This window comes from Paucibacter sp. JuS9 (assembly GCF_044043925.2).
GTDB lineage: Bacteria > Pseudomonadota > Gammaproteobacteria > Burkholderiales > Burkholderiaceae_C > JAUASW01.
The window spans coordinates 1,511,811-1,533,395 of sequence record NZ_CP194172.1 but is presented as its reverse complement, the minus strand read 5'-3'; the positions used below and the strand labels follow the sequence as shown (position 1 = coordinate 1,533,395).

The following is a 21,585-nucleotide window of genomic DNA, read 5'->3' as shown; positions in this document are numbered from 1 at the left end:
GGCTCAGACACCCAGGGTCTGCCTCAGGAATTTCTCAAGCGCCGCGTGCAGCTCGAGGCGATAGCCCTGGTGGCTCAGGTAGTGATCGCCATGTTGCTGCCGGATCAGCTGGTGCGGCTTCCCTGCCGCCTTCAGCGCTTCGGCCATCTTCTCGGAGTGCCGGTAGTGGACGACCCGGTCGTGCGTGCCATGCACCAGCACCACCGGCACCTTGATGCGTGCCGCATGCAGGCAGGGTGAGTTGGCCCTGAGCAGGTCCTTGTCGTCGCGGAAGTCGCCGACCCAGGCGCGCGTCTCCTCACGCCAGCCCCATTGGCCATCGTCCTCGGCCATCTCGAGCAAGTCGGTAACCGGCGCGATGGCGAAGCCGCCACGATAGAGATCAGGCGTCTTGATCAAGCCCATCAGGGCCGCATAGCCGCCGTAACTGCCACCGACGATGACCACCCGCGCCGGATCAGCCAGGCCGCGCTTGACCAGTTCGGCAACGCCGTCCTCCAGGTCCTCCTGCATGGCGCGCCCCCATTGCCGATAGCCGGCTTCCAGGTACTTGCGGCCATAGCCCGTGGAACCGCGGAAATTGAGCTGCATCACCAGGCAGCCGCGATCGGCCATGAAGGCTGCCCGGGGGCTGAACTCCGGCCCGTCGGCGGCATGCGGGCCACCATGCGGGTAGACCACCAGCGGCAGCTTGCCACTCTTCTCATCTGTGCCAGGCGGAAAGGTCAGGAAGCCGTGCAGCTCCATCCCGTCTCGTGCCTTCATGTCGAAGGGGCGCTTGCTGGCCAGCGGCTGATCCAGCAGCTCCGGGTAGCAGTCGGCCAGCAACTCCATGCGTGCCTGCTCGCCGATGTAGCCGATGTAGAAGCACGGCGGACGACCCGGCTCGTCAGAGCGGACGACGAAAGTCCGGCCGTCGCGCGAGGCGCTGTACAACTGATTGAAGCGGTCAGGCAGCGCCTCGTCCAGCGCCAGCTGGAGCTCCTTGTAGCGTTCATCCCAGTAGAAGGAGGAGGAATCACCCAGCGCCTGCTGCCGCACGCCGACAGCCTCTCCCTTCAGGTCGTAGATCAGGCTGCCATTGAGGTCATAGCGCGGATGGGCCAGTTTCAGTTGCAACTTGGCATCCGGCTGGCGCAGGTCCAGCGTGAACACGGCCGCCAGGCCCTCATGCCGGGCCCACACATAGAGCAGGTTGGGGTCCAGTCCGAAACCCAAGGGCCACCACACGTCGGGCGAGAGCCAGCGCATCTGGCTGAGCACGCGCCAATTGCTCCCATCGGGGTCGCAGACATGAATCACGCGCTCGCGCGCGCCATGCGTCGTGCGCGCCAAGCCCAGGCGCACGCGATGGCTGTCATCGGTCATCCAGCCGTAAATGCGCTCACGCGAGTTGGAATTGCTGTAGCCGGTGCGTTCCGCCGTGTCGACATTGACCTTGAACACCGCGGGCCAGCCATTCAGTTCACTGGCCGGCAGCGTGATCAGGATGTGCTTGCCATCGCCGCGCATCCAGTCGATCACGTTGTCCTGCTCGTAGGCCCATTCGAGGTTCTTGCCGGAAGCCCCCCAGTTCTTGATCAGGTTGAGCAGGTTGCTGCCATCGGCGTTGATGGCATGCAGGCGGGTCTCCGTGGCTTCGACGTTGCCGATCAGGTTGTCCTTTTCCCTTCGGCCCGAAGGATGGCGGGTGCTGAAGACCAGTCGCTCGTTATTGACCCACTTGATCCAGTTGAACATCAACTCCAGGTTGTCTGTTCTGGCCAGGGTCTTGAAGGCACCGCCGGCGGTCGGACGAACCACGATCAGGCTGTCCTTGCCGCTGTTGACAATGGCGGCCAGCAGCTTGCCGTCGGGCGACAGGCTGAGCTGCTCCAGCAGTGGCCGGCGCGCAAAGGCCTCCATTGGCACGTGGGCGGACTTCGCGGCCTGGGCCTGGGCGCTCAGCAAGGGCAATATGCCCGACGCGGCCAGCCCGATGCCGGCACGCAAGCAATCTCTGCGTTCCATCACTCCACCCTGAATCTTGTTTTTGACGAGCGGCATTCTCACTGCGCCAAGGGCCGGCACAGCGCCGGGTTATCCATGACCTCCGGCACCGGCCGGGCGGCTTGCCGATGCACGACTTCCATGACTGCAGAGATCGCTTGGGCCCTCTGGCCATAATGCGCACTCGCCCACAGGCCTGACCCGCAACCGATGAACGCAGACTCGCGCAAGTTCCCCTGGCCCGACTACCTCAGCTCGCGCGGCTTCTCGCCCAGGCGCGTGGCCTTGATCGTTGCAGGCCTGATCGGTGGCCTCATGCTCTTGCTCACCATCACGGCGGTGCTGGTCTACCCCACCCTGCCCTCGCTGGACAAGCTGACCGACTACCACCCCAAGCAGCCGCTGCGGGTCTACACCAGCGATGGCCAGCTGATGGCCGAGTTCGGTGCCGAGCGGCGCCGCTACACGCCGCTGGACCAGATCCCCAAGCGCACCAAGGAAGCGCTGCTGGCGGTGGAAGACACCGAGTTCTATCACCACGACGGCATCTCCTTCAGCGGCATCGCGCGGGCTGTCGTGGCCAATCTGGCCAACCCCTTCGCCGAGAAGAAGAAGGGCGGTGGCTCGACCATCACGCAGCAGCTGGCGCGCGACATGTACCTGACCAAGCGCCAGCCCTACTGGCGCAAGTTCGTGGAGATCCTGCTGGCGCTGAAGATCGAGAGCCAGCTCAGCAAGGACCAGATCCTCGAGATCTACATGAACCACATCTACCTCGGCCAGCGCGCCTACGGCTTTGCGGCCGCGTCCGAGGCCTATTTCGGCAAGCCGCTGGCTGAACTCTCGATTGCCGAGACCGCGATGCTGGTGGGCCTGCCGCAGAACCCCTACTACGCCAACCCGATCAGCAATCTGCAGCGCGCCAAGCGCCGCCAGCTGGTGGTGCTGGAGCGCATGGCCGATACCGGCATGATCAGCCCGGATGATCATGAAGCAGCCAAGAAGGAGAAGCTGCACATCCGCACGCCGCAAGACCAGCGCCTGCACGCCGAGTACGCGGCCGAGATGGCGCGCCAGGTCGTGTTTGCCCAGTACGGCGAGGAGAGCTACACCCGCGGCATCAACGTCTACACCAGCCTGGTGGGCGAGCAGCAGCAAGCCGCCTACAAGGCGCTGCGCAAGACCTTGATGGACTACGAGCGCCGCAAGGGCTATCGCGGCCCGGAAGGCCAGGTCGAGCTGCCGGATGACGCCGGCGAGGAAGACACCGCCGTCAGCCATGCGCTCTCCGAGCATCCCGACAACGATGACCTCCGTGCCGCCGTGGTCACGGCAGTGGCGCCTGGCAGACTCAGGGCCAGCCTGCAAAGTGGCGACGACATCACGATCACTGGCGAGGGCCTGCGCCTCGTGCAGCATGCGATGTCTGAAAAGGCCAGGGCCAGCCTGCGCGTCAGCCGCGGCTCCATCATCCGCGTGATGCGCGGTGCGCCGACCCGGGCCGAGCCGCAAGGCGCCTGGCTGGTGGTGCAGTCGCCCGAGGCGGAAGGCGCTTTCGTGGCGCTGGAGCCGGGCACAGGCAAGGTCCATGCGCTGGTGGGCGGCTTCGATTTCTCGCGCAACAAGTTCAATCACGCCACCCAGGCCTGGCGCCAGCCGGGCTCCAGCTTCAAGCCGCTGGTCTACTCCGCGGCGCTGGAGGCCGGGCTGACGCAGGAGACGGTCGTCAACGACGAGCCCATCGTCATCGGCGACTGGGAGCCCAAGAACTACGAGAGCCAGTACGACGGCCCTCTGTCCGTGCGCCAGGCGCTGGCCCGCTCGAAGAACATGGTCACCGTGCGTGTGATGCAGATGCTGGGCGCGAGCCCGGTGCGCGACTGGGCCGGCCGATTCGGGCTGGACGTGGACAAGCAGCCCGACAACCTGACGCTAGGCCTGGGCTCGGGCTCGGTCACGCCGATGCAGATGGCGCAGGCCTATTCGGTGCTGGCCAATGGCGGCTTCCGCGTGGCGCCGGTGATCATCGAGCGCATCACCGATGCCAAGGGGCAGGTCTTGTTCGAAGCTGCCCCCACGGCGCCGACTGAAGAGCAGCGCGCCATCTCCGAGCGCAACGCCTTCGTCATCGCCGACCTGCTCCAGGAAGTGACGCGCAGCGGCACCGCGGCCCGGGCCCAAGCTGCGCTGCATCGCCCCGATCTCTATGGCAAGACCGGCACGACGAATGATGCGGTGGATGCCTGGTTCGTCGGTTTCCAGCCCAGCCTGGTGGCCGCCGTCTGGATCGGCCATGACAACCCCAAGCCCATGGGCGACCGGGAATCAGGCGGCGGCCTCGCCCTGCCTGCCTGGATCGACTTCATGGCGGTGGCCTTGCGTGGCATGCCGGTGGCCGAAATCAAGCCACCCGACGAGGGCCTGCTGCGCCAGGGCAGTGGCTGGGTGTTCGAGGAGTATGCAGGCGAAGCCGGGCTGCAGCGCCTGGGCTTCCCGTCGGAAACCGCCCCGCCGCCAGCTGCGGCGGCATCCGGGCCCGGCTAGAGCTTTTTCGCGATCACGCTGCCGATCGAGTAGCCAGCGCCGAAGGAGCAGATCACGCCCACGTCGCCCGGCTGCATGTCGGCGCGATGGCGGTGGAAAGCGATGATCGAGCCCGCCGAGGCGGTGTTGGCGAATTCGTCGAGGATCAGCGGCGCCACGTCAGAGCCTGCCTGAACTGTCGATTCAGCGCCCACCAGCTTCTTGATCACCAGCTGGTTCATGCCCAGGTTCGCCTGGTGCAGCCAGTAGCGGCGCACAGCTGTGGGCTCCTTGCCCAGCGCGGCCAGATGCGCCTCGATGTGGGCGGCGGCCATGGGCACCACTTCCTTGAACACCTTGCGGCCTTCCTGGCGGAAGGTCTTGTCGCGGCCGTTCGGGTCGCTGTCTTCCATCCGGTTCATGAAACCGAAGTTGTTGCGGATATTGTTCGAGAACTGCGTGACCAGCTTGGTACCCAGCACTTCCCACTGGTCCTTCGAGGTGGCCGAATCGGCTCGCTCGACGATCACGGCGGTGCACACGTCACCGAAGATGAAGTGGCAGTCGCGGTCCTTCCACTCGAGGTGGGCGGAGGTGATTTCGGGGTTGACCACCAGCACACACTTGGCCGAACCGCTCTTCACGGCATTGACAGCCTGCTCGATGGCAAAGGTGGCCGAGGAGCAGGCGACGTTCATGTCGAAGCCATAGCCACCCGCGCCAATGGCCTGCTGGATTTCGATGGCCATCGCCGGATAGGCGCGCTGCATATTGGCGCTGGAGCAAAGCACGGCATCGATGTCGGCGCCGGTCTTGCCGGCCTGGGCCATCGCGTCCTTGGCCGCCACGACGGCGATCTCGGCCATCAGCGAGATCTCGTCGTCCGGACGTTCCTGGAAACGCGGGTACATGCGGGTCGGGTCGAGCACGCCGCCCTTTTCGATCACATAGCGCTGCTTGATGCCCGAGGCCTTCTCGATGAACTCGACGCTGGAGTGCGTCAGCGCAGGATGGGTGCCGGCGGCAATGGCAGCCGCGTTCTCGGCGTTCTGCAGGTCCACATAGGCGTTGAAGGCAGCCACCAACTCCTCGTTGGTGATGGTGTGCGGCGGCACATAGATGCCGGTGCCGCTGATGACGACTGCGTTGTTGCTCATGTTTTCCTTCTAGGAAGCTGCCGATTCTGGGCGTGATTTTACCGATTGGTGCGTGTATGCCCGAAAGCGGGGCGCAGATGCGTAGAATCGGGCACCGGGCCCAAATTTAGGACCCGGTTTTCTTATGGCCACCCTGCCCCGCCGCAGGGCCTCGGCAAGGCAACCGGTTTCCTGGTCAAGCGCTCGCAGCCCCGGGCCTGCACTGCACAACGCAGCCCGAATGCGAACTTGGAAATCTCATGGAAATCTTCGATTACGACAACATCCTCCTGCTGCCGCGCAAATGTCGGGTGGACAGCCGCGCCGAATGCGACACCTCGGTGGAGCTCGGCCAGCATCGCTTCAAGCTGCCGGTGGTGCCGGCGAACATGAAGACGGTGGTCGATGAGCACATCACCGAATGGCTGGCCGCCAACGGCTACTTCTACGTGATGCACCGCTTCGACCTCGATAACGTGGCCTATGCGGCTTCGATGCGCGACAAGGGCCTGATCGTGTCGCTCAGCTCGGGCGTCAAGCCGGCCGACTACGAGGTGATCGACCGCCTGGCGGCCGAAGGCGTGGGCGCCGACTACATCACGATCGACATCGCCCACGGCCATGCTGACAGCGTGCAGCGCATGATTGCCCACATCAAGCACAAGCTGCCCGACACCTTCGTGATCGCCGGCAATGTGGGCACGCCCGAAGGCGTGATCGACCTCGAAAACTGGGGCGCCGATGCCACCAAGGTTGGCATCGGCCCGGGCAAGGTCTGCATCACACGCTTGAAGACGGGCTTTGGCACTGGCGGCTGGCAGCTCTCGGCCCTGAAGTGGTGTGCCCGCGTGGCCACCAAGCCCATCATTGCCGACGGTGGCATCCGCCACCATGGCGACATTGCCAAGAGCGTGCGCTTCGGCGCCTCGATGGTGATGATCGGCTCGCTGTTCGCTGGCCATGAGGAGTCTCCCGGCCAGACGGTCGAGGTCGACGGCAAGCGCTACAAGGAGTACTACGGCTCCGCGTCCGACTTCAACAAGGGCGAGTACAAGCACGTCGAGGGCAAGCGCATCCTCGAGCCGGTCAAGGGCAAGTTCACCGACACCGTGCGCGAGATGCAGGAAGACCTGCAGAGCTCGATCTCTTATGCGGGCGGGCGTTCACTGAGCGATCTGAAGAAGGTGAACTACGTGATCTTGGGTGGAGAGAACGCAGGCGAACACCTCTTCATGTGATCGCCGCGAAGCGGGTCAAGGCGCTGCCTTGGCCGGCTTCGGATAGTGCTTCATCACGTCGATGGGCGCCGCATACGAGGACGTCCAGGTCTGCTCATGGAGCGCTGCCACGCGAGCGGCCATGGCCTTGTCGCGCAGCACGATCTCGAGGTTGCGCGACTTGTCGAAGTAGCCGCCGCTCCAGTTGCTGGTGCCCACCCAGGCCAGCTCGCCGTCGATCACCATGGTCTTGGTGTGGATCACGCGCGCAAACGGAATGAAGCCCGTGGAGGCCTGCGGCAGCGTGACGATGCGGATCTCGATGCCGGGCAGCATGGCCAGGCTCTTCAGGTGGTCGATGGGCGGCTCCTCGGTGTTCCAGTTCGACACCATGAGCTTGACCTTGACGCCCCGAGCCACGGCCGAGCGCACCGCGTTGTCGATCACCGCATAGAACGGCCTGCGGCCCGGCGCGTAGCTCAGCGGCGCATAGTCCATCACCTGCACCCGCACCTCGCTCTTGGCCTCGGCGAGCAGACGCGGCAATACCTCTTCCGAATCGCCAACGCCCGGCGGATTCCAGGCTCGCGGGCTGGAAAGCAGAAAGGCCTTCTGCGTGATGTCGAAGGCTTCGGCCGGCTGAGGCAGCACCGGCACAGTCTTGCCGGCGGCCAACAGGGCCTGCGCCTGCCAGTCCTGTTCGAAGATGGCCTGGATCTTGGCGACCATCACGGGTTCGCTGATGCGCAGACCGGTCTCATGGATGTGCTTCAAGGCGCGCCAGTCGAAGTTCTGGCTGCCGACGAAGGCCTGCTTGCCGTCCACGATGAAGTACTTGGCGTGAATGATGCCGTTGCCGCTGAGCTTGTTGTAGTCGAGCAGGCGAAAGTCGATGCCCGGGATCTTCTTCAGCCGCTCCAGCGTGGCCGGCACCGACAGGCGCTGGCCTTTGTCTTCCATCAGGAAGCGGATCTTCACGCCTCGGGCCGCGGCCGCTTCCAGGCGATCGATCACACCCTCCAGCACTTCGCCGGGCTCGCCCGCGACGTAGAACTGGGCAACGACGATTTCCTTCTTCGCAGCGTCGAACATCTCGCGCCAGACCTGCACCGGTTCGCGCAGATCGGGCGTGGCCAGCGCGGTTTCGACCGGCACGGTGTGGACCAGCTCGAAACCGGGAATGCCGAAATCGGCGCGGGATTGGCTTGCGCCAAGGACGGCAAGGACGAGAGCAAGAAAGCGCAGGGTCGGACGCATGGAGCAACAGCCTTCAACAAACAAGTTCAAGGCTGCAATGTAGCGCTCAGGCCAAGCTCACCGCCACCTCGAGGCCAGGATGTGCGTTGCGCAGCTCCAGCCGTGTGCCGTGGGCTGCCGCCACCAGCTTGCACAGGCTCAGGCCCAGGCCGACACCGCCCTCGTTGCGGCTGCGTGCCGCGTCGGGTCGAAAGAAGGGTTCGCCCAACTGGCCCAGGGCCTCGGGCGGCACGCCGGGGCCGTGGTCACGCACCACGAGCCGCACGCCCTGCCCTGCGCGGCTCAGGGCCACACTGACCGGCCCGCGCGCCGCATCGTTGTGTCTCAGCGCGTTGGCGACCAGGTTGCGCAGCAGCAGCTGGACACGCATGGCGTCCACCGCCAGCAGCGGCAGCCCCGGCTCGATCTGCAGCGCCACCTCAGCGTCCACGCTTTCTCGCACCAAGGCAGCGAGATCGCATTTACGAAGCTGCAAGGCACTGTGGCCGCTGCCCAGTCGCTCACTTTCCAGCAAGGCCGAGATCAAATCGCGCATCTCGCCCAGCTCATGCAAGAGCGCCTCTTTGGATTCACTCTCGTCGATCAGTTCCGCATGCAGGCGCGCCCGGGTCAGGGGGCTGCGCAGCTCGTGGCTCATCGCCAGCAGCAAGGCCCGCTTCCCGTCCAGCATGGCCTGGATGTCTGACGCCATCTGGTTGAAACGATGCGCCAGATCACCGAGTTCATCACGATGAAAGTAGCGGATGCGGTGCTCCAGGTCGCCACGGCCAAAGGCCTCGACCCCCGCCGCCAGCGCCCGCAAGGGCCTCAGCATGCGGCGGATCGCACCGAAGGCCAAGCCAATCACCAGGAACAGCAGGAAGCCGGCCACGACCATGCCATAGCGGCCCTCCTGAACGCCCCAGAGGATCAGCCCCCCCAGCGCGGCCAGCACGATGAAGACGGCAATCAGTCGTGCGCCAATGGAATGCTTGAAATGCGCATGGTGCCGGTGCCAGCGGTCATGCCAACGCTGACGCGCACGCAGCCGCCACATCAATGGGCGCTTGCGGCTCAATTGAATGCGTCGCTTGAGCCGGAGCTTCATCCGGTGCTTGGTCCGGTGCTTCACCTCGCGGCGGCAGGCAGCCGGCTCGACCCTCATTGCCCACGCCCCGGCAAGGCAAAGCAATAGCCGGCATTGCGCAGCGTCTTCAAGGCTTCCAGGGGCTCCAGCTTGCGGCGCAGGCGGCTCACCAGTATGTCCACGGCACGTGTGTAGAGATCGGCCTCCTGCCCGCGCAGCCGGTTGAGGATCTCGTCGCGCGAGAACACGCGGCCGGGCTCGCGGGCCAAGAGCAGCAAGAGCTCGTACTCGGTGCTGGTCAGCTCCAGCAAGCTGGCACCACATCGCACCTCGCGCCGCGCCGTGTCGATCTCCAGGCCCTCGAAGAGCAGCTGGGCGCTGGCCGATGAAGACGCCAGACGGGTGCGCCGAAGTATGGTCTGCAACCGTGCCGCCAGTTCGCGTGGTTCGAAGGGCTTGGCCAGGTAGTCGTCGGCACCCAGCTCCAGGCCGACCACGCGGTCGGTCAGGTCGCCACGGGCGGTGAGCATCAGGACGGGCATGTCGCGCCAGGGTTCGGAACCAGCGCGCAGCCGCTTGCAGAACTCGAAGCCGTCCATCTCGGGCAGCATGCCGTCGAGAATGAGCGCATCGAAGCGCTGGGCCTTGAGACGCTGCAGCGCCGCGCTGGGCCGCGTGACCGCTTCGAGCTCGAAGTCGAAGCGCTTCAGGTACTGGGCCAGTGGGGCGGACAGCGCCTCGTCGTCGTCGATCAGGAGCAGGCGGTGCATCGCTTCATTGTGCCCGGCGGCCCAGGCGGCTACGCAGCAGGAAGCGCAGGGCCTGCTGCTGGTCAAAGTCCAGGCCGTCGAAGAAGTCTGCGGCGGCATCGATCAAGGCCGGGCCGGCATCTCTCAGCGCGTCCAGCCGGGCGTTGAAGATCTCGCGCGCCGCTGCCCGGTCGAAGTTCTCGCTGGCCACCAGGTCTTGCACGCCAGCCGGCGACAGCGCCGTGCGCAGCCCGCGACGTTGGCGCTGGGCCAAGCTCAGCAACTCGTCAAGTTGCCGCTGCTGGGCCGTGGTCAGGTCCAGGTGGCTGGCCACTTGGTCGACGCGGTCCTCAAGGCTTTGGGATGCATGACCGTGGTGGCGATGGTCGAATCCATGGTGGTTGGCGTGACCATGGTTACGGCCGTTGCGATGGAACAGGCTCATGGCAAGGAATCTCATCATCGTGTCTCTCGTGGCGTCTGGGATGGGGCGAATGATTCCCGTCCCCGCCGTGCGGGGCATCTCGCTGCCGTATCGCTGGGTTTCGTTTTGTATCCAGCCAGGAGGCGCCCTCTACAATCGCCCCTCCCCCGTAGCCATTGATCTGGCGGCCCCTCAGGCCGCCCGCGAGCCATGACCGAACTTGCCAAGTCCTTCGAACCCGCCGCCCTGGAAGCCCATTGGGGCCCGCTGTGGGAGTCCCAGGGCCTCTACAAGCCATCGCTGGACACGAGCCGCGAGTCCTTCTGCATCCAGCTGCCGCCGCCCAACGTCACCGGCACGCTGCACATGGGCCATGCGTTCAACCAGACCATCATGGACTCGTTGACCCGCTACCACCGCATGCTCGGCCACAACACGCTGTGGGTGCCGGGCACCGACCACGCCGGCATCGCCACGCAGATCGTGGTGGAGCGCCAGCTGCAGGAGAAGGGCCAGAACCGGCATGAGCTCGGCCGCAAGAACTTTGTTGCCCGCGTCTGGGAGTGGAAGGAGCAGAGCGGCAACACCATCACGCGCCAGATGCGCCGCATGGGCGACTCGGTGTCCTGGGAGCATGAGTACTTCACGATGGACGAGAAGCTCTCGTCCGTCGTCACCGACACCTTCGTCAAGCTCTTCGAAGAAGGCCTGATCTACCGCGGCAAGCGCCTGGTGAGCTGGGACCCGATCCTGAAGTCGGCCGTGTCCGACCTCGAGGTCGAGAGCGAGGAGGAAGACGGGTCTCTCTGGCACATCCGCTATCCGATGGCCGAAGGAGCTGAGTCGCTGGTGGTTGCCACCACCCGCCCCGAGACCATGCTGGGCGACACCGCCGTGATGGTGCACCCGGAAGACGAGCGCTACACCCACCTGATCGGCAAGCAGGTGCGCCTGCCCATCACCGGCCGCCTGGTGCCGGTGATCGCCGACGACTACGTGGACAAGGATTTCGGCACCGGCGTCGTGAAGGTGACGCCGGCGCACGACCAGAACGACTACCAGGTCGGCCTGCGCCACAAGCTGCCGATGCTGACCATCTTCACGCTGGAAGCCAAGGTCAATGACGAGGCGCCTGAGGCCTATCGCGGCCTGGACCGCTTTGTGGCCCGCAAGAAGATCGTGGCCCAGCTGGAAGAAGAAGGCCTGCTGGTCGAGGTCAAGAAGCACAAGCTGATGGTGCCGCGCTGCGCCCGCACCGGCCAGGTGATCGAGCCGATGCTGACGGACCAGTGGTTCGTGGCGATGACGAAAGCTGGCGCCAACGGCAAGAGCATTGCTGACGAAGCCATCGAGGTCGTGGACTCGGGCGAGGTGAAGTTCGTGCCCGAGAACTGGGTCAACACCTACAACCAGTGGATGAAGAACATCCAGGACTGGTGCATCTCGCGCCAGCTCTGGTGGGGCCACCAGATCCCGGCCTGGTACGACGAAGACGGCAAGGTCTACGTGGCCAAGACAGAAGCTGAAGCTCAGGCGAAGGCGCCCGGCAAGACGCTGACCCGCGACGAAGACGTGCTGGACACCTGGTTCTCTTCCGCCATGGTGCCTTTCTCCACGCTGGGCTGGCCCGAGAAGACCATCGAGCAGGACCTCTTCCTGCCCTCCTCCGTGCTCGTGACCGGCTACGACATCATCTTCTTCTGGGTCGCCCGGATGATCATGATGAGCAAGCACTTCACCGGCAAGGTGCCTTTCAAGCATGTCTACATCCACGGCCTGGTGCTCGATGCACAGGGCAAGAAGATGAGCAAGTCCGAAGGCAATGTGCTGGACCCGGTGGACCTGATCGACGGCATCGCCCTGCCCGAGCTGCTGGACAAGCGCAGCACCGGCCTGCGCAAACCCGAAAACGCGCCCAAGGTGCGCAAGGCCACCGAGAAGGAATTCCCGGAAGGCATTCCTGGTTACGGCGCCGATGCGCTGCGTTTCACCTTCGCCTCGATGGCGACCTTGGGTCGCAGCGTCAACTTCGACTCCAAGCGCTGCGAGGGCTACCGCAACTTCTGCAACAAGCTCTGGAACGCCACGCGCTTCGTACTGATGAACACCGAAGGCCAGGACTGCGGCCTGGCGCATGAGCAAGGCCAGTGCCCACCGGGCTACATGAGCTTCAGCAAGGCAGACCGCTGGATCGCCGGCGAGCTGCAGCGCGTGGAAGCCGCCGTGGCGCAAGGCTTTGCCGAGTACCGACTGGACAACGTGGCCAGCGCCATCTACTCGTTCGTGTGGGATGAGTACTGCGACTGGTACCTGGAAATCGCCAAGGTCCAGATCCAAGATGCCAAGGATCGCGGCGACGAAGCGCAACAGCGCGCCACGCGCCGCACCCTGATCCGCGTGCTGGAAACCACGCTGCGCCTGCTGCACCCGATCACGCCCTTCATCACTGAGGAGCTGTGGCAGAAGGTGGCGCCCGTGGCGGGCCGTGGGCCCGGCACTCAGGATGGTTCGGGTCGCAAGGTGAGCGAGTACATCGTGACCGCCGCCTACCCCATCGCCGCGCTGGAGCGCATCGACCCCGCGGCCGATGCCTGGGTGGCGAACCTGAAGTCCATGGTCGGCACCTGCCGCAGCCTGCGCAGCGAAATGGGCCTCTCGCCTTCAGACCGCGTGCCGTTGCTCGTGGGTGGTGACACCGGCTTCGTCAAGGAAGCTGCCGCGATCTTGAAGACGCTGGCCAAGCTGGCCGAGGTGCAGATCATGGACGACGAAGCTGCCTTCCAGGCTGCCAGCTCGATGTCGCCGGTGCTGGTGCATGGTGACGCTCGCCTGGCCCTGAAGGTCGAGATCGACGTGGAAGCCGAGAAGGCCCGCCTGGGCAAGGAAATCGCCCGCCTGGAAGGCGAGATCGCCAAGGCCGAGGCCAAGCTCGGCAATGAAGGCTTCGTGGCGCGTGCGCCAGAGGCAGTGGTGGCGCAGGAGCGTCAGCGGGTTACGGATTTCAGCAATACCGTGAAGCGCTTGCGCGCGCAGTTGGATCAGTTGCTGGCCCGCTGAAGCGGGTTACAGCGATACCGTGAAGCGCTTGCGCGCGCAGTTGGATCAGTTGCTGGCCCGCTGAAGCGGGTTACAGCAATACCGTCACGCGCTTGCGCGCGCAACTGACTCTGTTGCTGAACCGCTGAAGCGGCTTACCGCCACCGCAGCTCGTCTGCGGGGTCCGGGAGGTCGGCCGGGAAGGTCGAGCGGAACTCTGGCGGCGGTTCCGGCGTGGCGGCGAGCAATTCGTCGATGCGGCGGGCCACGCCCCAGGCCGCGCGCGTGCGTGACTCCTTGGTCGTGCCCGAGAGGCGCGGCGTGACCTGGATGCCGGCCAGGCCATGCAAGGGCTTGCCCGGGTCCATCAGGCCGGGCTCGAGGCTGTCGAACCAGGTTGCCAGCACACGGCCCTCCTGCAGCACGCGGGCCAGCGCAGCGTCGTCCACCAGGGCCGAATGGCCGATGCAGATCAGCACCTGGCCCGGCTTGGCAAAACCGAGCACGCGTTCGCCCAGCAGGCCGCGATAGCGCTGGAAGAAGCCCAGCAGCAAAGCCACGCCGTCGCTCAGCTCCATCAGCTCGCGCAAAGGCACGGGCTCGATGCCCCATTGCGCCCAGATCGGGTCGCTCTGGTGCAGGCTCGGGTCGTAGCCGACCACGCGGGTGCCGAAAGCTGGAAGCAGCTGTGCCAGCAGCTTGGCGGCCGGCGTGATGCCTATCAGGCCTACCGTGGCGCAACCCAACTCGCGGCCGACCAGCATGCCGTCGCTGGAAAGCACAGGCACGCGACGCAACATGGCCAGCAAGCCGCCGACGACGAACTCGGCCTCGGCGCCGGCCGTGGCCGTGAGGCTGCGCACCACCTCGACACGCGCGGCCCGGCAGGCTTCGGCATCGATGTTCTCGGCACCGCCGCTCATGCGACCCACCACACGCAGGCGCGGCGCGGCGCGCAAGAGCGTGGCGTCCACCGCCACCGAGGGCGGCAGCACCACTGCCTGCACCTGATGCAGGGCCTCGCGCAGATGATGGGGCTCGGTGGCCAGGTCGGGCGCGTAATGAACGGCATGGCGCTCGGCCAGCCACTGCATCACTTCGGCCTCCAGCGGCTCGACGATCAGCATGCTCACGACGCAACGGGCTCCGCTTGTCCTGCTACGGAGACATGGGGGCCCCATGCAACAATCCCTCGCAAATTCATCTGAGAGATTTCGGGCATGGCATTCAGCACATCGGTCACAAAAGCGATCTTCCCTGTTGCAGGCTTGGGCACGCGCTTCCTGCCGGCCACAAAGGCCCAGCCCAAGGAAATGCTGCCGGTGGTCGACAAGCCGCTGATCCAGTACGCCGTTGAAGAGGCCTATGCCGCCGGCGTACGCGAAATGATTTTCGTGACCGGCCGCCACAAGCGGCCGATCGAAGACCACTTTGACATGACTTTCGAGCTCGAGGTAGCCCTTGAACAGGCGGGTAAGGCCGAGTTGCTCGAGGTGGTGCGCAGCGTCAAGCCCGACGACATGGAATGCATCTATGTGCGCCAGGCCCAGGCGCTGGGCCTGGGCCATGCCGTCTTGTGCGCACAGCGCCTGGTCGGCAATGAACCGTTCGCTGTGCTGCTGGCAGACGACCTGATGGTCGGTGAAACCCCCATCCTCAAGCAGATGGTCGAGCAGTACGCGGAATGGCGAGCCTCCATCCTCGCTGTGCAGGAAGTGCCCGCGGAACACACGCGCCGCTATGGCATCGTGGCCGGCTCGGTGGTCAATGACAAGCTGGTCGATGTGAGCCGCATCGTCGAGAAACCAGCGCCCGAAGACGCGCCCTCACGCCTGGGGGTGGCCGGCCGCTACATCCTGACGCCCGGCGTCTTCCATGAAATCGCCAACCAGCCGCGCGGCGTGGGCGGCGAAATCCAGCTGACCGACGGCATCGCAGGACTGCTCCGCCGGGAGAAGGTGTTCGCTTATCGCTACGAGGGCAAGCGCTACGACTGCGGCAGCAAGGAAGGTTTTCTGCAGGCGAATGTGGAGCTGGCGCTGGCGCATCCGCAGCTGGGGCCGGGGTTCAGGGAATACCTCAAGGGCCTGAGCCTCTGAAGCCGGTGGTGCCGCCCGGCACCACCAGAGTGGTCGAGGTCCCGGCCCGATTCCATCGCTTACAGCCGATGCGGGCCGAATCCCGTAAGCTCGGCAACACAGGCTGCACCTAGACTTTGCGACGTCCCTGCACTACCGATCCTGCCGAATGACAGACATTGACCGCCGCAAATTCCTGCTTGGTGCTGCCAGCCTGCCTGGCGCGACCCTAAGCGCCTGTGGCGGCGGAACAACCAGCCCGGCGCCGACGCCCGTTCCCAGCCCGAGTCCGACTCCTACGCCGGCCCCAACGCCCAGCACCCCCACGCCGGCACCAAGCCCGACACCCGCACCCGCGCCGCCCCCCAACAGTGGTCAGTTGAGCCTGAGCGGCCCGACCAGCGGCCTGGAGCGTTCGCTGTCCGGCCTGTTCACGGTCTCCTGCTCAGTAGCACCCGGCAGCAAGGTGCGCGTCACCCCGAGCGACGGCGCGGGTGGGCAGTTCTGGTCCTCGCTGAGTCAGGATGGCGACTATGGCTCGGTCTTCCTGAGCGCCAGCGCCCCCACGGCGACCTTTCTCTATGCGCCGGCATCGGCCGGCGCCAAGTCCATATCGCTCAACAATGACGGCGGGCTTACCAACCCGGTCGGACCGCTGTCGTACGAGGCCGTGGCGGCCACCCCCGGCTCGGCCACACCGTTCCGGCTGGTACGCGCCGGCAATACTGTGGGCCGATATGCCACGCTGCAGCAGGTCAAGGACCAGGGCGGCTGGCAGAGCGGCGACGTGGTCAAGGCCACCGGCGGCACCTACGTGGTGTACGCCACCACAGACCCGGGCAACACCACCCTGGTGACCAATCAGGGCGGCATCCAGACCGGCGTGCTGGTCGCCGACGCAGTCATCGAGTGGGAGACGCCGGGCCAGCCTATGGTGCTGGACTACAGCCGATACTGGCAGATCAACATGCTCAGCGGCGGTCAGCCTCAGCTGCTGACCATGGGCCAGTCCTGCCGCAACCTGACGGTGCGCGGCCTGCATTTCCGCGGTGCCCGGCCGCCCAAGGTCGAGAGCCGTACCGGCGCCGCCATCTGGACGACGGTGAGCTCAGCCAATGGCAGCTACCCGGCTTGCAGCCTGACGGTGGAGTACTGCAAGTTCTGGCAATGCATCGATGGCATCCACACGCAGGAGACCCATTACGGCCTCAGCACCTACGTGCGCTACAGTGTGTTTGAGGACAACAGCGACCCACAAGGCCTGCGCCACGACATCTACACCGGCCGCAATGCACTGACCTATGTGCTCGGTTGCAGCTTCCGAAAAACCCCGGGCCAAGGCTATCCGCAGGCCGGCATGGGTCATTGCATCAAGTCACGCAGCCGGGCGACCACGGTGCTCGCCTGCATGCTCGACGTGCAGATTTTCAGCGACGGCACGGGCGGCTGCGCCCAGAACATCAACACGCCCAATGGGGGCGCGGTGGTGATCGCCGGAAACGTCATCAACCACTACGGCTCGCTCAGCAACAACAACGACGGCAATTGCCTGCGCTACGGCGAAGACCAGTACCAGTTGGGCGTGGACACCAACCCCGACCCCGCGCTGAACAGCCATTCCCTGCTGCTCGCCCAGAATACGCTGCGCAAGTACAACGGACGCCCGGCGGACGGCAGCGACAAGCCGCTGATCAACCTCTACCCCACGGGCGTGGCGACCCAGTTGCTCAGCGGCGGCGGCGTTCAGATCCCCGTGACGGCCACCGTGCGCAACAATCTCGTGGCTTCGGACACTTCTCGAGCCAGCACCTTCGTTGCGCTCTACCCCGCCAATTCCGAGGTGGCGGTGGCCACGCTGGCCAACACCGGCGAGTACACCGGTGCGCCTATCAGCGGCTCGCCGGCGCTTAACGACGCCGCCTACGAATGGGCCGGTGATTTCACGCCACCGCTACCGCGCAGCGACAGCCTGCGCGGCGGCCGCTCGCGCTACCTGCCCGGGTGGCTGCCGACCACACCCTGGCGTTGGACCGAGATCCCCGGGACTCTCTGGATCGACGCCATGCGCAGTGACGGCCAGCGCCTGGCACCGGCCATCACTGACCTGGACCCCGGGCCGGCCCGCAGCTACCTGTCGACCTGGGACTACTCGGGGCCGACCTACAGCCTCAAAAACCACGAAATCTGGATGTTCGGCGGCGGCCACGCGGCCACGACCATCAATATGCTCACTCGCTGGAACCTGCACAAGGAGGTTCCAAGCCTCGAGGTCGTCAGCATGCCGACGCCCGAGGCCATGCGGAGGGCCTGGGTTTTCGGCAGCAAGCTCGCGACCACGGCCTACTTTCCCGACGGCAAGCCCTATTCACCCCATTCCTACTGGAACACGATGTATGTCGATGCGCGCGACGAGTTCGTCAGCTTCGGCATCGCCGGCCTCGCAAGCTCGGCGGACGGCATCAGCTTGTCGGGCCCCGGCTTCTCACTGCGCGACGTGGCCGGCTACCCGCGCGGGGGCGGCTGGCGGACGCCCAAGTTCTATGCCGACATTCCATCGCTGGGCGGCGTGGCACAAGAGTCCAACACCCCGCGCGCTCTGAGCCGTGACGGCTCGACGATCTACTACTGGCCACACGAGCAGGGCCTGAAGAAGTACAGCTTCGCCACGAACACACACAGCCATGTAGGGGGCAACAACGCCGCCTTCCCGAGCTTTCGGCTGGCGATCAGCGCCGACAGCAAGTCCACGATCCATGTCGGCGGAAGCAGCGGTGGCAGTGCGAACGGCTGGGACGTGGAGTACTGCGACCTGACGAACGGTGCACGCAACAAGATCACCGTGTCGGGCTACACAATCCCCACCGGCCTGCAGTGCTATGGCGTGGAATGGATAGAGCCGCTCGGCGCATATCTCACGCTGTGGATCACCGAGGGTGCGTTCAACAACGACTCGATACGCACCGATCCGAATATTTCCACCGTGGTGGTAGTGACCCTCAAGCTCAGCGGCACGACGGCGGCCACGGCCACGCTGAAGACGCTGACTGGCACGCCACCGACCAAGTGCAACAGCCTGAAGGGAATGTTCTTTGATCCGGCCTACGGCTGCCTGATAGTCGCCATGTCGCCGCTGAAGCCGCTGTTGGCGGTCAAGATCGCCTGACGGCAGACGCTCAGACCAGCACTTCGACCACGCCTGCATGCCCCAGGAAGTCCTGCGGGCTGGCGCTAGCGCCATAGGCACCCGACTGGAACACCACGACCAGGTCACCCTCCCGTGCAGCCGGCAGGTCCATCTTGTCTGCCAGAAGGTCCAGCGGCGTGCATAGCGGGCCCACGGCCGACGCGACTTCGCGCTGCGCTGCATCGGCACGGTTGCCGATCGTGACCGGGTAGTTCTTGCGCACCACCTGACCAAAATTGCCTGAAGCCGAGAGATGGTGATTGAGGCCGCCGTCGGTAACCAGGTAGACCTGGCCGCGCGACACCTTCTTGTCCAGCACGCGGGTGACGTACACGCCGGCTTCGCCGACGAAGTAGCGACCCAGCTCGATCACCAGATGCGCCTCGGGCATTTCCGTCGCGGCTCGCTCCAGCAACTGCGCCAGATTGGCACCAATGGGGGCCAGGTCCAGACGCTCCTCGCCGGGGAAATAAGGAATGCCGAAACCACCACCGAGATTCAGAAAGCGCACCGGCGCCGGTGCATCAGCAGCCAAGCGAAGTGCCAGCTCGTATGACTTTTGCTGGGCCTCGCAGATGGCCTCGGCCTTCAGGTTCTGCGAACCTGCGAACAGGTGAAAGCCCTCGAAGGCCAGACCCAGCACCCCAATGCGCGCCAGCAGTTCCGGCACCAGTTCGGCATCGACGCCAAACTGCTTCGGGCCACCGCCCATGCGCATGCCCGAGCCCTTCAGCTCGAAATCCGGATTGACGCGCACGGCCACGCGAGCCGGCAAACCCAGCTCCTTGGAAATGCCAGCCAGCAGTTCGACCTCGCGGAAGGATTCGATGTTGAGAAGCACGCCGGCCGCCACAGCCTGACGAAGCTCGGCCTCGCGCTTGCCGGGGCCGGCGAAGCTGACCTCGGCCACATCGGCACCTGCATCCAGGGCCACCTTGAGCTCGCCAGCCGAAGCAACGTCGATGCCATCGACCAGGCCTGCCATTACGCCGACGACGGCCGGCATCGGGTTGGCCTTCATCGCGTAATGCAGCTTGACGGCCTTGGGCAGCGCCAAGCGCAGCTCGGCAACGCATCGTTTCAGGAGCTCGCGGTCGTAGGCATAGAAGGGCGTTTGCCCGACTCGCGCAGCCAGGCGCGTAAGCGGAAGTCCGCCAACGACAAGTTCGCCCTGCTCGATGCGGAACTGGGACATGGGCGCGTGAACCGGCGGCGCCTTGCGAAGTGGGAGTGCGGAATCAGACATCAGGCGTGCATCAGAGGTTGGCAAACCACTCGGTCGAGAGTAGCTTGCGATCGATCTTGCCGTTGGGGTTGCGTGGCAGCGGGCCCGCACGTTCGGCGATGCCGGCCGGCACCATGTAGGCCGGCATGTGCTTGCGACATTCGGCGGCAAGGAGCGCCAGATCCAGCGCGGCGGCACCTGCGGGCGGCGTGGCAATGACCTGGATGGCCTGGCCCAGCGTCGGATGGTCGACACCGAAGGCCACGCACTCGCCAACCAGCTTGGTGGCATAGAGGATTTCCTCGACCTCGGTGGGGCTCACGCGGTAGCCTGAGGTCTTCATCATCTCGTCACGGCGACCGATGAAGTACAGGAAGCCCTCGGCATCCTGGCGCACGGTGTCACCGGAGAAGACGGCGTACTCGGGAAGTTGCAGCCCGGCCTGGCGGCCCGGCGCACCGGTGGGAAGCAGCTTGTAGCGCTCGGCGGTCTTCTCGGCGTCATTCCAGTAGCCCATGCCCACCAACGCACCGCGGTGCACAAGCTCGCCCGGCTCCTCGGGTGCGCAGGGCGTACCGTCCTCGCGCAGCACCAGGATCTCTGCGTTCGGTATGGCCTTGCCTATTGAATCCGGCCGTCGGTCCACCTCCTCGGGAGGCAGGTAGGTCGAGCGGAAAGCCTCGGTCAGGCCATACATCAAATAGGGTTTGGCCGCCGGCACGCGGGCCCGCAGCGCATCAAGCGTCTCGCGGGGCATACGACCACCCGTATTCGCGAAGTAGCGAAGGTGCTCGTTGATCGCAGCCGGCCATTCCAACTGCGTCAGCTGGATGTAGAGCGGCGGTACTGCCGTGAGGCCGGTGACCTTCTCGCGCTCCAGCGCCTTCAGCACGTCGCGCGGCATCAGGTAGTTCAGTAGCACGACGCGAGCGCCGGTGTGGAAGGCGGTCGTCAGCTGGCTGAAGCCGGCGTCGAAAGACAGCGGCAATGCGGCCAACAAGGTGTCGTCCGCTCTGTTCTCCAGGTAGGAGGCCACGCTCTTGGCGCCGGCCACCATGTTCCGGTGCGACAGCACCACACCTTTGGGTCGGCCGGTCGAACCCGAGGTGTACAGAATGGCCGCCATGTCGGTATCGATCACCCGATGGCCCGCACACGCCGGCGTGGCCAGCAACTCGGTCCAGTCGAGCAAGACCTGCCCCCCGGCCCCTGAAGTGGCCTGGCCAGTCAGCACGACCTTTTCCACGGTAGGGCAAGCAGCTAGTTCCTCGGTCAGCAGGGCATGACGCTCCGGCGAGGTCACCAGCACCTGCACGTCGCAATCGCGCAGGATGAAGCCGACCTGCTCGGGCTTGAGCAGCGGGTTCAAGGGCACAAACACCATCCCGGCGAAAGGCGCGGCGAAACTGGCCACGACGGTCTCGAAGCGCTTCTCCAGGTATATGCCCACCCGAGCGCCGCGCGGCAGGCCAAGCTGCATCAGCGCAGCAGCGATGGCTCCGACCTGATCCGCCAGGTCGCCATAGTTCAGCGTGGTGCCCTGGTAGGTCAGCGCGGCCGCTGCTGGCGTCCGGTCGGCACTGCGCAGGATCAGGTGGTGCAGATGGCTGGCGTCGTGACGAACGTGCATCGGAGGTGTCTTGGTGCTTCGGTTTGCAGGCAGCGCATGGTGGGCAGGCGCCGGGACAGTCAGCCGCCAAT

Annotated in this window: 14 protein-coding genes; 5 read left to right on the top strand and 9 right to left on the bottom strand. The window is 65.4% G+C overall.

Going from position 1 to position 21,585, the window contains the following annotated elements; all coding sequences use genetic code 11:
* Positions 1-3 precede the first annotated feature (3 nt).
* The gene (locus tag ABT392_RS06780) at positions 4-2,010 is read right to left on the bottom strand and encodes a S9 family peptidase (protein WP_334276987.1); all 2,007 of its coding nucleotides are present in this window, start codon (positions 2,008-2,010) and stop codon (positions 4-6) included.
* A gap of 189 nt (positions 2,011-2,199) precedes the next feature.
* Between ABT392_RS06780 and ABT392_RS06775 the strand changes: the two genes are divergently transcribed.
* Positions 2,200-4,533 carry a penicillin-binding protein 1A gene (locus tag ABT392_RS06775; protein ID WP_464970939.1) on the top strand — a complete coding sequence of 778 codons (2,334 nt, stop codon included), beginning with the start codon at positions 2,200-2,202 and terminating at the stop codon, positions 4,531-4,533.
* On the opposite strand, the gene ABT392_RS06770 is transcribed toward ABT392_RS06775, so the two are convergent.
* Positions 4,530-5,669, bottom strand: a complete 1,140-nt coding sequence (locus tag ABT392_RS06770) for a beta-ketoacyl-ACP synthase III (protein WP_395386226.1) — start codon at positions 5,667-5,669, stop codon at positions 4,530-4,532. The two genes, ABT392_RS06775 and ABT392_RS06770, sit on opposite strands and share 4 nt — an antisense overlap.
* Before the next feature lie 239 nt (positions 5,670-5,908).
* Between ABT392_RS06770 and ABT392_RS06765 the strand changes: the two genes are divergently transcribed.
* Complete coding sequence (locus tag ABT392_RS06765; protein ID WP_395386227.1) at positions 5,909-6,886, top strand: GMP reductase; 978 nt, start codon at positions 5,909-5,911, stop codon at positions 6,884-6,886.
* A gap of 15 nt (positions 6,887-6,901) precedes the next feature.
* On the opposite strand, the gene ABT392_RS06760 is transcribed toward ABT392_RS06765, so the two are convergent.
* Genes ABT392_RS06760 through ABT392_RS06745 form a run of 4 tightly spaced genes read right to left on the bottom strand, consistent with a single transcriptional unit; the run spans position 6,902 to position 10,400 of the window.
* Positions 6,902-8,122, bottom strand: coding sequence for a phospholipase D-like domain-containing protein (locus tag ABT392_RS06760; RefSeq protein WP_395386228.1), 1,221 nt, complete (start codon positions 8,120-8,122; stop codon positions 6,902-6,904).
* Positions 8,123-8,168: 46 nt separating this feature from the next.
* Positions 8,169-9,209, bottom strand: coding sequence for a sensor histidine kinase (locus ABT392_RS06755; protein WP_464970938.1), 1,041 nt, complete (start codon positions 9,207-9,209; stop codon positions 8,169-8,171).
* A 53-nt stretch (positions 9,210-9,262) separates the two neighbouring features.
* Positions 9,263-9,958 (bottom strand): response regulator transcription factor, encoded by a 696-nt coding sequence (locus tag ABT392_RS06750; protein WP_334276993.1) that lies wholly within the window; start codon positions 9,956-9,958, stop codon positions 9,263-9,265.
* 4 nt (positions 9,959-9,962) lie between these two features.
* On the bottom strand, positions 9,963-10,400 hold the full coding sequence (locus ABT392_RS06745) for a Spy/CpxP family protein refolding chaperone (RefSeq protein ID WP_395386231.1): 438 nt from the start codon (positions 10,398-10,400) through the stop codon (positions 9,963-9,965).
* A gap of 171 nt (positions 10,401-10,571) precedes the next feature.
* Between ABT392_RS06745 and ABT392_RS06740 the strand changes: the two genes are divergently transcribed.
* On the top strand, positions 10,572-13,418 hold the full coding sequence (locus ABT392_RS06740; protein ID WP_395386232.1) for a valine--tRNA ligase: 2,847 nt from the start codon (positions 10,572-10,574) through the stop codon (positions 13,416-13,418).
* Positions 13,419-13,552: 134 nt separating this feature from the next.
* Here ABT392_RS06740 and ABT392_RS06735 read toward each other — a convergent pair whose 3' ends face one another.
* Positions 13,553-14,524 (bottom strand): NAD(P)-dependent oxidoreductase, encoded by a 972-nt coding sequence (locus tag ABT392_RS06735; RefSeq protein ID WP_334276996.1) that lies wholly within the window; start codon positions 14,522-14,524, stop codon positions 13,553-13,555.
* 93 nt (positions 14,525-14,617) lie between these two features.
* Here ABT392_RS06735 and galU point away from each other — a divergent pair, with 93 nt between their 5' ends.
* Positions 14,618-15,496 carry a UTP--glucose-1-phosphate uridylyltransferase GalU gene (galU, locus tag ABT392_RS06730; protein WP_395386233.1) on the top strand — a complete coding sequence of 293 codons (879 nt, stop codon included), beginning with the start codon at positions 14,618-14,620 and terminating at the stop codon, positions 15,494-15,496.
* A gap of 358 nt (positions 15,497-15,854) precedes the next feature.
* Positions 15,855-18,638 (top strand): hypothetical protein, encoded by a 2,784-nt coding sequence (locus ABT392_RS06725; RefSeq protein ID WP_395386234.1) that lies wholly within the window; start codon positions 15,855-15,857, stop codon positions 18,636-18,638.
* A 10-nt stretch (positions 18,639-18,648) separates the two neighbouring features.
* On the opposite strand, the gene ABT392_RS06720 is transcribed toward ABT392_RS06725, so the two are convergent.
* Together ABT392_RS06720 and ABT392_RS06715 are read right to left on the bottom strand one after the other, a co-directional pair.
* A complete protein-coding gene (locus tag ABT392_RS06720) occupies positions 18,649-19,854 on the bottom strand; it encodes a pyridoxal-dependent decarboxylase, exosortase A system-associated (RefSeq protein ID WP_395386235.1) in 1,206 nt (401 codons plus the stop codon).
* Between the two features lie 61 nt (positions 19,855-19,915).
* Complete coding sequence (locus ABT392_RS06715; protein WP_395386236.1) at positions 19,916-21,514, bottom strand: acyl-CoA ligase (AMP-forming), exosortase A system-associated; 1,599 nt, start codon at positions 21,512-21,514, stop codon at positions 19,916-19,918.
* Positions 21,515-21,585: the final 71 nt, after the last annotated feature.

Bases quoted from the DNA above. Each gene is read 5' to 3' on its own strand.
- ABT392_RS06780 (WP_334276987.1), bottom strand. From the start codon at position 2,010: ATGGAACGCAGAGATTGCTTGCGTGCCGGCATCGGGCTGGCCGCGTCG.
- ABT392_RS06775 (WP_464970939.1), top strand. From the start codon at position 2,200: ATGAACGCAGACTCGCGCAAGTTCCCCTGGCCCGACTACCTCAGCTCG.
- ABT392_RS06770 (WP_395386226.1), bottom strand. From the start codon at position 5,669: ATGAGCAACAACGCAGTCGTCATCAGCGGCACCGGCATCTATGTGCCG.
- ABT392_RS06765 (WP_395386227.1), top strand. From the start codon at position 5,909: ATGGAAATCTTCGATTACGACAACATCCTCCTGCTGCCGCGCAAATGT.
- ABT392_RS06760 (WP_395386228.1), bottom strand. From the start codon at position 8,122: ATGCGTCCGACCCTGCGCTTTCTTGCTCTCGTCCTTGCCGTCCTTGGC.
- ABT392_RS06755 (WP_464970938.1), bottom strand. From the start codon at position 9,209: ATGAAGCTCCGGCTCAAGCGACGCATTCAATTGAGCCGCAAGCGCCCA.
- ABT392_RS06750 (WP_334276993.1), bottom strand. From the start codon at position 9,958: ATGCACCGCCTGCTCCTGATCGACGACGACGAGGCGCTGTCCGCCCCA.
- ABT392_RS06745 (WP_395386231.1), bottom strand. From the start codon at position 10,400: ATGATGAGATTCCTTGCCATGAGCCTGTTCCATCGCAACGGCCGTAAC.
- ABT392_RS06740 (WP_395386232.1), top strand. From the start codon at position 10,572: ATGACCGAACTTGCCAAGTCCTTCGAACCCGCCGCCCTGGAAGCCCAT.
- ABT392_RS06735 (WP_334276996.1), bottom strand. From the start codon at position 14,524: ATGCTGATCGTCGAGCCGCTGGAGGCCGAAGTGATGCAGTGGCTGGCC.
- galU (WP_395386233.1), top strand. From the start codon at position 14,618: ATGGCATTCAGCACATCGGTCACAAAAGCGATCTTCCCTGTTGCAGGC.
- ABT392_RS06720 (WP_395386235.1), bottom strand. From the start codon at position 19,854: ATGTCCCAGTTCCGCATCGAGCAGGGCGAACTTGTCGTTGGCGGACTT.
- ABT392_RS06715 (WP_395386236.1), bottom strand. From the start codon at position 21,514: ATGCACGTTCGTCACGACGCCAGCCATCTGCACCACCTGATCCTGCGC.